Source organism: Actinomadura sp. J1-007 (assembly GCF_009793335.1).
GTDB lineage: Bacteria > Actinomycetota > Actinomycetes > Streptosporangiales > Streptosporangiaceae > Spirillospora > Spirillospora yumaensis.
This window is the reverse complement of sequence record NZ_WING01000001.1, coordinates 6105712-6118292: the sequence shown is the minus strand read 5'-3', so window position 1 is coordinate 6118292 and position 12581 is coordinate 6105712. Positions and strand designations below refer to the sequence as shown.

The window sequence follows — 12581 nt, the reverse complement described above, 5'->3', positions numbered from 1 at the left end:
CTTCCGCCCTCAAGGCCACTCCCGCCACGCACCCCACGAGGCATCACCAGGAGGGAACATGCCGACCGCGCCCCAGGCTCAACACCCGCCGAGCACCCACAAGCCCCGCGTTCCACGAAGGACCGTGAGCAGCCAGCGGAGAACCGCCCGGCGATCAGGGAACGCGAGCCGTCCACTCCACGGTGTCGAACTTCTCTGCCGCGTACTTCTCGGCCAGGCGCAGTTCCTCATCGGTGATCTCGTCGGCGGCCAGCCCGTACCGGCCCCGGAAATGACCGATCATGCGCTCGATGATCTCCTCCCGGGGCAGCCCCGTCTGGCGCCGCAACGGATCGACTCGCTTCTTTGCGCTGGCGATCCCCTTGTCAGAGAGCTTCTCCCTGCCGATCCGCAGCACCTGGAGCATCTTGTCGGCGTCGATGTCGTACGACATGGTCACGTGGTGCAGGACGGCACCGACGGCGAGCCGCTTCTGCGCCGCACCGCCGATCTTGCCTTGGTCCGAGGTGATGTCGTTCAACGGCTGGTACCACGCCCGCACCCCCAGCTCGCCGAGCGCGCCCAGCACCCAGTCGTCGAGGAAGGCGTAGCTCTCGGCGAACGACATGCCCGCCACCAGCGACTCGGGCGCGTACAGGGAGTAGGTGATGGTGTTGCCCGGCTCGACGAACATCGCGCCGCCACCGCTGATCCGCCGCACCACGTGCACGCCGTACCGCTCGGCCTCCTCGGCGTCGACCTCGTTGCGCAGGGACTGGAAGCTCCCGATGATGATCGAAGGCGAGGCCCACTCCCACACGCGCAACGTGGGCGGGCGCCGCCCGGCCCCCACCTCCTCGGCGAGGACCTGGTCGAGCGCCATGTGAAGCGCGGGCTCCTGCGGCCCCTCATGGATGAGCCGCCAATCATGGTCACGCCAGTCCGAGGCCCGGGCCACCGCGCGCCGCACCGCGATTCCCACGGCCTCCGACGAGATCCCGAGCATCACCGTGCCGGGCGGAAGCCCCGCCTCCACCCGGCGGGCGATCTCCCGTGCCTCCAGACCGGCCGGCAGCCCGTCCAGAGCCGTGTCGATCGCCTCAAGAGCCTCGTCGGGCTCCAGGAAGAAGTCGCCACTGATCCGAGGAGAACGCAGCAGCCCGTCAACGACATCCAGGTCGGCGACCACGAGCTTGCCGCCGGGAACCTTGTACTCACCGTGCATCACATACAGCCCAACGGCTCCGACCCACTCCCGATTCCGCACACCGAGAACCCCCAGGCAAGCCACCCCTCTACAAGGCCTCGTCCCCATCCTCCGACGGCCCGATGCCTCACCCCTCGGACGCGGAGGTGTTCGCTGATGCCTGCACTCACCGATTACTGGAGCGAGACCCGCGAGCTGCTCGCGCGCCTCGCAACCCGTTCCATCTCCTCGCCCCGGCCGGCTCGGGCGGCTCGGCCGGCTCGGGCGGCTCGGCCAGCTCGGCCAGCTCGGGCGGCTCGGGCGGCTCGGGCGGTGGGTGGTCGTGGCGAGGGCCTTAGCGGGTTCGGCCGCGGGGCTTGAGGGGTGTGGCGGGCAGCGGCGGGGCCGGGAGGGGAGCGCCGTCGTAGCCGTGAACGGTGCCGAAGCGGTCGCCCGACGTCCAGGCCCGGCGGGCTTCGGCGATCTCCTCGCCCGTGCGGGCGACGAAGTTCCACCACATGACCAGCTTCTCCTCGAACGGCTCGCCGCCCAGCAGGACCAGCCCGCTGTCGCCGTCCGCGCGCAGGCGCAGGTCGCGGCGTCCGCAGCCGAGGTAGAGCATCGAGCCGGGTTCCAGGCGCACGCCGTCGACCTCCGTGATCCCCGACATGGTCAGCGCCGCGTACTCGAAGTCGGGCTCGACCGGCAGCCTGACGTCGGCGCCGTCCGACAGGGCGAGGTCCGCGCCGACGATCGGGGTGTACGTGGCGCCGGGGGACGCGGCGCCGTCGAACCGTCCCAAGATCACCGTGGCAGCGAGACCGTTCCCGCCGGTCACGACGGGGAGGTCGGCGTGGTGCTCGAAGGCGGGGGCGACGTGCCGGTCACCATCGGGCAGCGCCACCCAGAGCTGGGCTCCGTGCAGCGTCGGCGTGTGCGTTCGCGGCGACTCCTCGGAGTGGGAGATCGCGCGTCCGGCAGTCATCAGCCCGAGTTCCTTGGGACGAACGGTTTGCAGGCTGCCCAGGCTGTCGCGGTGCAGGACCTCCCCGGCGTGCAGCCAGCTCACCGTTTGCAGGCCGATGTGCGGGTGCGGCGGCACCTGCATGCCGGGTTCGTCCGCGATGTGGTCCGGGCCGTAGTTGTCGACGAAACACCAGGCGCCGACCATGCGGCGTCCCAGGGTGGGCAGCAGCCGGCGGACGAACGTGCTCTCCCCCAGCGGAACGCGGCGCGGGGACAGCAGTTCCCTGACCGGCTGCGCCGACACGTCGTCACGGCCGCCGCAGACCACCGGAGTCGGCCGGAGATCGAGATCGCTCACGTTGTCTCGCCTTTCATCAGCTCACTAGCCCATCAGCGCCAGAGGCGGCCCTGCGGCCCAGGCGGACGGGCCCCTGCCGGTAACGATGCCCTATGCCCGGAACTGGATCACCGCTGCGGGTGCCCCGGCATCGGCGGGCCGCCTCGCCGCAGGCGTTCAGGGACGGCGCGCCTCGATGGCCGCCCGGCCAGCGCCCATAGCTGGGCTAGGCTTGCTAGCAGCGCTAGACTCGGACCGTGTCAGTGCAGCAGCGCCGGGAGCGCGAACGAGCGGAACGACATCGCCTGATCGTCCAGACCGCCCGGGAGATGGCCGAGGCCGAGGGCTGGGAATCGGTGACGACGCGGCGGCTCGCCGAACGGGTCGAATACAGCCAGCCGGTTCTCTACAGCCATTTCAAGAGCAAGGGCGCCATCGTCGCGGCCGTCGCCATCGACGGATTCGGCGATATGGCTTACGAACTCTACGACGCCCGGATCTCTCACGAATCCCCGGAGGAGTCGCTCCGTGCGGTCGCCGACGCGTATCTGAGATTCGCGGGAGAACGGCCGGCACTCTACGACGCGATGTTCGTCCAGCGGATCGACGTCTCTTTCGGCAGTGGTGAATCGCCGGCGAATCTCCAGGCCGCGTTCAACGAGTTCGTCACCGTGCTCAGGCCCTTGGCAGGAGAACGGGACCTGGAATCGCTGGCCGAGGTCATCTGGAGTTCGCTGCACGGAATCGCCACGCTGTCCGCCGGGAACCGCCTTCGCCCGGAGCTCCATCAGGTCCGCCTCGACCTTCTCATCGACCAGGTCGTGGCGGGACGCACCTGAACGGACGAGCACCGAGAGGCAAGGCCGAGGGCGCCCGGCGGCGGGTAGACCGCCGGGCACTACTCGCCGGTCGCTCCGTCGATGCGTTCGCGGAGCAGGTCCGCGTGGCCGTTGTGACGTGCGTACTCCTCGATCATGTGGACGAGGACGTAGCGGAGCGAGTACTCCTGATCGCCGTGGCGCTTGACGGTGTCCAGCGATGCGATGCCGTCCACGATGTCACGCGATCGCGCCCACTCGTCGTACCAGAGGTCGTACGCCTCGTCCACGTCAGCGCCGTCAACGTCGAAATCGGCCCACTCGCCCTCGTCGTTCGTCCACCGATTCGCGCTGTCCTCACCGTTCAGCACGTTGCGGAACCACGCCCTTTCGACCTCGGCCATATGGCGGATGAGGCCGAGCAGGGAAAGCCCGGACGGCGGAACGGCGCGTTCCCTCAGTTGTTCCGTGCTGAGGCCCGCGCATTTCATCGCCAGCGTGTCGCGCTGGTATTGGAGGAAAGCGGTCAGGGTCATCCGCTCGTCGCCGGTCTGGGGTGGTCCGTTCCGCACCGGTTGGCTCATCAGCCCATTCTCCCAGACGGCCTGCTCTCCCGAACGGCCGACGTCCGCCTCCGCAGCCGGACGAGCCTTCACGAATTCCGTTACTCGCCGTTCTCGCGGCGTTCGGCCGTGTCCGCCCGCAGGGCCGCGATCAACCATTCGAAGGCGGGGACGGCGGCCGGCTGCGGCGACTGTCCGTTGACGATCGCCAGGAGCTGCCAGTAGCGCTCCACCCGAGCGTCCGTGAACGTCTCCAGTTGTTCGAGGACGAGCGCACGCTGATCCACCGGCGTGTCCGGCGGAACGATGCGGGCCAGGACGGTCCGGCCCTGCGACGAGGACGGCGCGATGCCGTCCGCCACGGCCCGCCCGGCATGTTCGAGGACGGCGTGGTGGTCGGTCTCGTACTCCAGCTCGTCCGCCCCACCTCCCGCGAGCGCCATCGCGCGGACGCGTTGCCGGAAACTCTCGTCCGCGACGAGCTCCGCGAGTTCGATCCAGGCGTCCACCTGCTCAGGCGCCGGGTCGTCGGGGAGCTCGGCGGGCAGCCGCCGCATACTTTCGGCGATGCCCCTCGCGGGCGCGTCCGGGTCGGTGCCCTCGACCATCTCCTGGACGAAATCGTCGATGATCCGCTGCCGCTCCTGGGCGGACAGCCTGGCCAGCTTGTTCATCAGTAGCGTCTCCTCCATCGTGCTGCCGCGGTCGGCGACCGTGCTGAGCACCGCGCGATGCAGCCGCAGGGTCCGGATCTCGGTGTCCAGCGCGGCGACGTGCGCCGCCGCCACCTCCGCGACCGTGGCCGTCCTCGCCAGGACGGCCTCCACGGCGTCCAGGCCGAGCCCGAGCTCCCGCAGGGTACGGACGAGGTCGAGCCGGGCCACCGCCTCCGCGTCGTAGAGGCGGTACCCCCCGGCCGACCTGCGGACGGGCGGGACCAGCCCGGCGTCCGACCAGAACCGGACCGTCCGGGTCGGCAGGCCGCACCGTTCGGCGAGCTGCCCGATCGTGAACAACTCCGCGCTCATGAGAGGAACTGTGCACCTTCCAGCCACTGGAACCTCAACCCCGGAACCGCGACAACCCCGGCCACCGCCCCCGGCCCCGCCCCAAAGCCCCGCGCGCGAGCCCGGCCGCACGGAACGGCACACCGCACGGCGCACGGAACGCGCGCGTGGAACGCGCGCACGGAACGGGCGCACGGAACGAGCATGCGAAACGGGCGCGGGGAAACGACCACACGGCACGGCCACAGAGAACAACCGCAGAGGGCGACCGCAGGCAACGGCCGCACGAACAGCCCCAGGAACGATCCGCACAGAACGGCCCCAGGAAACGCCCCCGCAGAACGGTCGCAGGAAACGATCCGCACAGAACGACCGCAGCAAATGCCCCCACGGAACGGCCGCACACAACAGCCACACGCGACCACCGCACACGACAGCCACAGGCGACCACCACACGCGACCACCACACAGGACGACCGCACAGAACGACCGCCCAGGACGACCGCACAGGACGTCCGCACAGAACGATCGACCAGAACGTCCGCGCAAAACGGTCGCCGCGCCCCCACCCCACTACGGGGCTCCCGGCAAGCCGAAAAGCGGGGAGACCGGCCGTCGCCGGTCTCCCCGCCAGGCGCGTTACGCCTTGGTTGTGTTCGGAATCAGCTGCATCCGCTGGTGGAGCCGCAGCCTTCGCAGACGTAGCAGCTTCCGGCGGGACGCATCTTGGTGCCGCAGGTGAGGCAGAGCGGCGCGTCGGCGGTACGGCCCTGGCGGCTCTCGATGACCTCCATGGACGAGTGGGCCTCCCCGCCGGGACGGCGCCGGGCATCGCGGACGCCGCCGTCGCCGCGGGTGCCGCGACCGCCGGGCGCGGGGCCCCGGCGTGCTGGGTGATCTCGGCCGACTGCGCGAGCGTCTCGTGGTCGACCTCGTCGTCGGCGTGCAGGGTGGCGGGGTCCTCGCCGTTGGCCTGCATGGCGCGCTCGTCGGCGGTGAAGATGCCGAGGCCGGCGCGCTCCTCGTACGGCAGGTGGTCGAGGGCCAGGCGGCGGAAGATGTAGTCCATCACCGAGGTGGCCATGCGGATGTCGGGGTCGTCGGTCATCCCGGCGGGCTCGAACCGCATGTTGGTGAACTTCTCGACCCACGTCTCCAGCGGCACGCCGTACTGGAGGCTGATGGAGATCGCCATCGAGAACGCGTCCATCACGCCGGCGAGGGTGGAGCCCTGCTTGCCGAGCTTGAGGAACACCTCGCCGAGACCGTCGTCGGGGTAGGACGAGGCGGTCATGTAGCCCTCGGCGCCCGCGACGGAGAAGCGGGTGACGGTGGCGGGCCGCTGCTTCGGCAGCCGCTTGCGGATCGGGCGCGGCGCGAGCTCGGCGGGGGCGGCCTCGGTCTTGGCCTCCTCCTTCTTGCCCGCGGCGGACAGCGGCTGGCCGACCTTGCAGTTGTCGCGGTAGATCGCCAGGGCCTTCAGGCCGAGCTTCCAGCCCTCGTAGTAAACCTTCTCGATGTCCTCGATCGTCGCCTGCTCGGGCATGTTGACGGTCTTGGAGATCGCGCCGGACAGGAACGGCTGGACGGCCGCCATCATCCGGACGTGGCCCATCGGGCTGATCGCGCGCTCGCCCATCGCGCAGTCGAACACCTCGTAGTGCTCGGGCCGCAGGCCGGGCGCGTCGACGACGTGGCCGTTCTCGGCGATGTACTCGACGATCGCCTCGATCTGCTCCTGCTGGTAGCCGAGCTGCTCCAGCGCGCGCGGCACCGTGTGGTTGACGATCTGCATGGAGCCGCCGCCGACGAGCTTCTTGAACTTCATCAGCGCGAGGTCGGGCTCGATGCCGGTGGTGTCGCAGTCCATCATCAGGCCGATGGTGCCGGTCGGCGCGAGCAGCGACGCCTGCGCGTTGCGGTAGCCGTGCTTCTCACCGGTCTTGAGGCAGTCGGCCCACTGCTTGGTCGCGGCGGCGAGGATGGACTTGTCCATCTCGCCGAGCGTGCGGATGTCGTCGGACGCGGCGGCGTGCTTGCGCATCACGCGCTTGTGCGCGTCGGCGTTGCGCGCGTAGCCGGCGTACGGGCCGACGACGCCGGCCATCTCGGCGGAGCGCCGGTAGGCGACGCCCGTCATCAGGGACGTGATCGACGCGGCGAGCGTGCGGCCGCCGTCGGAGTCGTAGGCGTGGCCGGTCGCCATCAGCAGCGCGCCGAGGTTGGCGTAGCCGATGCCGAGCTGGCGGTAGTCGCGGGTCGTCTCGGCGATCTTCTCGGTCGGGAAGTCGGCGAACGTGATCGAGATGTCCATCGCCGTGATGATCAGCTCGGTCAGCTTGACGAACCTGGCGACGTCGAACACGCCGTCGGCCGACAGGAACTTCAGCAGGTTGATGCTGGCGAGGTTGCAGGACGAGTTGTCGAGCGACATGTACTCCGAGCACGGGTTGGACGCGGTGATGCGGCCCGACTCGGGGTTGGTGTGCCAGTCGTTGATCGTGTCGTCGTACTGGATGCCGGGGTCGGCGCACTCCCACGCCGCCTTGGCCATCTTCCGGAACAGGTCCTTGGCCTGGACGGTCTCGACGACCTCGCCGGTCATCCGGGCGCGCAGGCCGAAGTCGCCGCCGGTCTCGACGGCGCGCATGAACTCATCGGACACGCGGACGGAGTTGTTGGCGTTCTGGTACTGGACGCTGCCGATGTCCTTGCCGCCGAGGTCCATGTCGAACCCGGCGTCCCGCAGCGCGCGGATCTTGTCCTCCTCGCGCGCCTTGGTCTCGATGAACTCGGCGACGTCGGGGTGGTCGACGTCGAGCACGACCATCTTGGCGGCCCGGCGGGTCGCGCCGCCCGACTTGATCGTCCCGGCGGACGCGTCGGCGCCGCGCATGAACGACACCGGGCCGGACGCCGTGCCGCCGGACGACAGCAGCTCCTTGGACGAGCGGATGCGAGACAGGTTCAGGCCGGCGCCGGAGCCGCCCTTGAAGATGACCCCCTCCTCCTTGTACCAGTCGAGGATCGACTCCATGGTGTCGTCCACCGAGAGGATGAAGCACGCCGACACCTGCTGCGGCGACCTGGTCCCGACGTTGAACCACACCGGCGAGTTGAAGCTGAACATCTGGTGCACCAGCGCGTACTTCAGCTCGTGCTCGAAGATCTCGGCGTCGTCGTCGGACGCGAAGTAGCCGTTGTCCATGCCCGTCTGGACGTACATCCGCACGACGCGGTCGACGAGCTGCTTCAGGCTCCACTCCCGCGCGGGGGTGCCGACGGCGCCCCGGAAGTACTTGGACGTCACGATGTTGGCGGCGTTCAGCGACCAGAAGTCGGGGAACTCGACCCCGCGCTGCTCGAAGTTGACCGAGCCGTCGCGCCAGTTGGTCATGACCACGTCACGACGTTCCCAGCGGATCTCGTCGTACGGATGCACGCCGGGCGTGGTGAAGATCCGCTCGACCTTCAGCCCCTTGCGGCCCCCCTTGCCGCGCCGAGCCGCCGAGCCGCTCACCGTCTCCGTCATGACCTTCCCCCTCTCGGGCCCTCCCGCTGGGCCCTGTCCAGGAACAACTCCGCCGCGCGCCTGAGTCATCCCAGGTCGCGGGCGCTTCACATGTGCTGCTGCGGCCGCCGACCGCCTACTAGTGCGGCGGTCCTGCGTGCTCCCCCGAAGAGCCAGCCTTGCGCAGTGCCTCGATCTCGTTGGCGAAGTCGTCGAGCGACTCGAAGCCCCGGTAGACCGAGGCGAACCGCAGGTAGGCGACCTCGTCGAGCTCGCCGAGCGGGCCCAGGATCGCGAGACCGACCTCGTGCGAGGGGATCTCCGCGGATCCGGTCGCCCTGAGCGCCTCCTCGACCCGCTGCCCGAGCTTGGCCAGCGCATCCTCGTCGACCGGGCGGCCCTGGCAGGCCCTGCGCACCCCGGCGATGATCTTTTCTCTGGAGAACGGCTCGGTGACCCCGCTGCGCTTGGCCACCATCAGGAGCACGTTCTCCTGCGTCGTGAACCGCTTGCCGCACTCCGGGCACGACCGGCGGCGCCTGATGGCGGCCCCGTCGTCGGTGGAGCGGCTGTCGATCACCTTGGTGTCGGGGTTGCGGCAGAACGGGCAGTGCACACGTCCCTCCTCACCCTGACGGCACCGCGCCACGCGGATAGATCATTGCCACAAGAACACAACTTGTGGTTAATGACATCCATGTGACTACTAGATGTTGTGGTCAACCGTAAGGGGCTGGGGAGGCGTTCGCAACCTGGACCGGACGCCTCACGCGTAGACCCTGGTCACATCGGACCTCTCGCGTTCCGCCCGGGCGTGTCGCCCCGCGCCGGTCACTCTGAGCTGCGACGTCGCACCTCACCGCACCCCGCCGCGCCTCGGAACGATCACCGCGCGCACCCGGCCCGCGCACCCCGCCGCGCCCCCGACTACGGCTCCGCCCCCGCCCCGACGGACGCGTCGGCGCGGGGCCTCACCGCGCGGGCAGCCGGAGCCGCTGTCCGGGCTGGACGACCGCTCCCCCGAGCCCGTTGAGGTCGATGATCCGCTGGACCATCACCCGCGGATCCCCCTCCGCGTCCAGACCGGCGGCGATCTCCCACAGTGTCTCACCCGGCCCGACCACCACCGACTCCCCCGCCCCCCGACTCCCCTCCGAACCACCGGCCCCGGCCAGCGCCCCGTTCCCCACTGTCAACCACAACCCCACCAGCAACACACTCGCCACGAACGAGACCACCGCGACCCGTCCCCGCCGAGTCAACCGAACCCCACCCCGCCCCACCGAACGCGCCCCCGGCCGCGCCACCGAAGGCGTGCCCGGACGCACCGCCGCACGCGTGCCCGGACGCGCCGCCTGGCGCGCCGCCGAGCGCCCAGCCGGACGCGCGCCCGCGCGCACAACTGAACGCGCCGCCGGACGCACAGCAGAGCGTTCGGCCGAACGAGCCGCCGCGCTCGCGACCGGCTGCCCGCTCGTACCTACGGCCGGACGCCCCTGCCGCACCGGACGAGCATCCTCCTCCGCCCTCCGCGCCCCACGCCGCGCCGGAACATCGCTCACCACCGATTCCCCAGTACTCACCCGGCGTGTCGCGGCATCAGGCCGGACGGCGAGCGGGCGATCGTCGCGGAACGGCCGGGCGGCTCCCCGGCAGTCGGTCCCGGGCGAGGGGCGGCGGGCCGCGGGATGCCGTGCGCGAGAGGCGTTCTCCTGGGCGCCGCGTCGGGCGGCGGACCGGGAGGACGGGTGTGGGCCGTCGGCCCCATCGCCGGTCGCTCTGCGTGGCGTCGGCGGGTCGGGCTCGGATCGGGCGCCGCCCTCGATCAGGCGCAGCCGCGGCCTCGGCTCCGGTCGCGGTCCGTTCGCCTTCGCATTCCCCCGGTGGGGCGAACCCGACATGCCGGCCCTCCTCGCCATCAGCCGAACGTTCGTTGATCTTCGAACGAGTTTTCGATCGAACGTGTGTACGATGTTCTACCTCAGACCCCCGCCGAAATGCGAGCACCTTCTTCGAACAATTGTTTGATCATCCAGCTCGGACGCGATAACGTTCCATGACAAGGAGTGACGGATCGAAGCGCCCAGGAGGCGACCAGCGATGAGCAAGGTCCGGGAGTTGCCCGACGGGCCGATGGACGAGACCGGCCTGACCCAGCGGCAGCGCATGGTCCTCGAAGTGATCCGCGACTCGGTCCAGCGCCGCGGTTACCCGCCGTCGATGCGGGAGATCGGAGAGGCCGTCGGTCTGACCAGCACTTCCAGCGTGTCCCACCAGCTCCGGGCGTTGCAGCGCAAGGGTTTCCTCCGCCGCGACCCCAACCGCCCGCGCGCGGTGGAGGTTCGGGTCCCGGGGCGACGCCGGTGCGCACCGAGCCGGATTCGTTCGAGGTGGCCAACGGCCAGGAGACCTCGACCCGCCCCGCGCCCGCGTACGTGCCGCTCGTCGGCCGGATCGCCGCCGGCGGGCCGATCCTCGCCGAGGAGGCGGTGGAGGACGTGTTCACCCTGCCGAAGCAGCTCGTCGGCGAGGGCACGCACTTCCTGCTGAAGGTGACCGGTGACTCGATGATCGAGGCCGCCATCGCCGACGGCGACTGGGTGGTCGTCCGGCAGCAGCCGGTCGCCGAGCAGGGCGACATCGTCGCCGCCATGATCGACGGCGAGGCGACGGTGAAGACCTTCAAGCGCCGCGACGGCCACATCTGGCTGATGCCGCAGAACGCGGCGTACGAGCCGATCCCCGGTGACGAGGCGTCGGTGCTGGGCCGCGTCGTGGCGGTCCTCCGCAAGATGTGACCCCCCGTCCGGCGCGGCACCCCGCGCCGGACGGCCCGCCTCCCCGCCTCCGCCCGCCCCGTTCGCGACGGCGAACGTCGGCGCCCCCGTCCGCCGCCCGGCCCACGTCCGGCCGGCCCGCACGCGACGCGCGCGTGGATCCACCCGGACCGACCCGTGCGAACGCTAGCCGCCCCCACGCCGCGGGGCGCAAGCGCGGCTCCATCCCGGCGCGGGTCCGGGGTCGTCCTCGGCGCGGGCGGACATCGGCTCGCCCTCGCGCGGCGCGGCGCGGTCGGCGCGGGTACGGCTCTGGGGTCAGGGGTGGTTGAGGGCTGTGTTCAGGTGGTCGCGGAGAGCGGCGGGTGACTGGACGCCCGGGAACGGGGGGCCGCCCGCGATGAGCAGGGACGGGACGCCCGTGACGCCGTGTTCGGCCGCGCGCCGTTCGTCCGCTCTGACCTCGGCGGCGTAGCGGTCGCCGGAGAGGGTCGCGGCCACATCGGGCTCGTCCAGGCCGGTCGCGACGCCCAGCCGGGTGAGGACGGCGCGGTCGGCGATGTTGAGGCCCTCGGTGTGGTACGCGCGCAGGAGGCGTTCCATCATCGCGTCGCCCACGCCCCGTTCGGTGGCGAGGTGCCGCAGGCGGTGCGCGTCGAACGTGCTGACCGGTCGCGCGACGTCCAGGCGCAGGTCGAGGCCCTCGGCGGCGCCGAGGGCGCGGATGCGCGCGGCGCGTTCGGCGGCGCGGTCGCCGTGCCATTCCCGCATGGCCTCGGCCGCCGTGGGTCCGGGCGCCGTGCCCGCGTCCGGGGCCAGCTCGAACGACCGCCGGACGACCTCCACCCGGTCGCGGTCCGCGAAGCCCGCGAGGGCCGCGGCGAGGCGGCGCTCGCCGATGTAGCACCACGGGCACAGGATGTCCGCGTACACCTCCAGCCGCACGGCGCTCACGGCGCGTCCTTGCGCGGGCCGGGCGTGATCTCGCGCGCGACGCGGTAGCGGGGCGTCTCGGTCATGCGGGCCTCGGCCTCGCCGCGCAGGCCGCCCAGGGCGGCGCCGATGGCCGCCACCCGCCCCTCGGTGTCGGAGACCTCCTCGAAGTGCCGGTAGTCGGCCTCGCTCGCCCAGCGGACGAGGTTGTAGACGCGCGTGCCGTCGACGTTCACCAGGAACGTGGACGAGACGTAGCCGGGATAGAAGCGGACCCACCGCTCCTGGATGTCGGCGAACGCGTCCACGAGCTCGTCCGCCGTCTCCGGGCCGTCCACCGTGTAGTCGATGATCGAGTAGAAGTGCCGCTCACTGCCCATGCCGTGCTCCCCGTTCGACGATGTCGAGCACGATCATGAGACCTCGACCGAACTTGAGGTCAAATCGGCGGCCGGGCGGACGTCGAGCGCCCGCCGCCCGCACCGCGCGATCACGCGCGGGCCT

At 70.8% G+C, this 12581-nt stretch carries 9 protein-coding genes and 3 pseudogenes; 3 read left to right on the top strand and 9 right to left on the bottom strand.

Features of this window, described 5'->3' with window-relative positions:
- Window positions 1–154 precede the first annotated feature (154 nt).
- Both GEV43_RS27770 and GEV43_RS27765 read right to left on the bottom strand, forming a co-directional pair.
- On the bottom strand, window positions 155–1204 hold the full coding sequence (locus tag GEV43_RS27770; RefSeq protein ID WP_160823222.1) for a biotin/lipoate A/B protein ligase family protein: 1050 nt from the start codon (window positions 1202–1204) through the stop codon (window positions 155–157).
- Window positions 1205–1520: 316 nt separating this feature from the next.
- Window positions 1521–2489: a pirin family protein gene (locus GEV43_RS27765; protein WP_160823221.1), complete on the bottom strand. Its 969-nt coding sequence runs from the start codon at window positions 2487–2489 to the stop codon at window positions 1521–1523.
- Between the two features lie 236 nt (window positions 2490–2725).
- On the opposite strand from GEV43_RS27765, the gene GEV43_RS27760 reads away from it, so the two are divergent.
- Entirely contained in the window at window positions 2726–3307 is a 582-nt protein-coding gene (locus GEV43_RS27760) for a TetR/AcrR family transcriptional regulator (RefSeq protein WP_160823220.1), read from the top strand.
- Between the two features lie 59 nt (window positions 3308–3366).
- Here GEV43_RS27760 and GEV43_RS27755 read toward each other — a convergent pair whose 3' ends face one another.
- From GEV43_RS27755 to GEV43_RS55200, 5 genes and pseudogenes are all read right to left on the bottom strand, one after another.
- Complete coding sequence (locus GEV43_RS27755; RefSeq protein WP_160823219.1) at window positions 3367–3870, bottom strand: DinB family protein; 504 nt, start codon at window positions 3868–3870, stop codon at window positions 3367–3369.
- A gap of 80 nt (window positions 3871–3950) precedes the next feature.
- Complete coding sequence (locus GEV43_RS27750) at window positions 3951–4877, bottom strand: MerR family transcriptional regulator (RefSeq protein ID WP_160823218.1); 927 nt, start codon at window positions 4875–4877, stop codon at window positions 3951–3953.
- A gap of 641 nt (window positions 4878–5518) precedes the next feature.
- Window positions 5519–8388, bottom strand: a pseudogene (locus GEV43_RS27745) (vitamin B12-dependent ribonucleotide reductase).
- A 118-nt stretch (window positions 8389–8506) separates the two neighbouring features.
- The gene (gene nrdR / locus GEV43_RS27740; protein ID WP_160823217.1) at window positions 8507–8983 is read right to left on the bottom strand and encodes a transcriptional regulator NrdR; all 477 of its coding nucleotides are present in this window, start codon (window positions 8981–8983) and stop codon (window positions 8507–8509) included.
- 355 nt (window positions 8984–9338) lie between these two features.
- Complete coding sequence (locus GEV43_RS55200; protein WP_160823216.1) at window positions 9339–9491, bottom strand: LysM peptidoglycan-binding domain-containing protein; 153 nt, start codon at window positions 9489–9491, stop codon at window positions 9339–9341.
- Window positions 9492–10503: 1012 nt separating this feature from the next.
- Here GEV43_RS55200 and GEV43_RS56355 point away from each other — a divergent pair.
- A pseudogene (locus GEV43_RS56355) lies at window positions 10504–10722 on the top strand (winged helix DNA-binding protein); the annotation flags it as partial.
- 83 nt (window positions 10723–10805) lie between these two features.
- Window positions 10806–11165: pseudogene (lexA, locus tag GEV43_RS56350) on the top strand (transcriptional repressor LexA); the annotation flags it as partial.
- A gap of 297 nt (window positions 11166–11462) precedes the next feature.
- Here lexA and GEV43_RS27725 read toward each other — a convergent pair.
- Window positions 11463–12098 (bottom strand): DsbA family oxidoreductase, encoded by a 636-nt coding sequence (locus tag GEV43_RS27725; protein WP_160823215.1) that lies wholly within the window; start codon window positions 12096–12098, stop codon window positions 11463–11465.
- Window positions 12095–12457: an antibiotic biosynthesis monooxygenase gene (locus tag GEV43_RS51175; RefSeq protein ID WP_160823214.1), complete on the bottom strand. Its 363-nt coding sequence runs from the start codon at window positions 12455–12457 to the stop codon at window positions 12095–12097. Before GEV43_RS51175 ends, GEV43_RS27725 begins: the two co-directional genes overlap by 4 nt.
- Window positions 12458–12581: the final 124 nt, after the last annotated feature.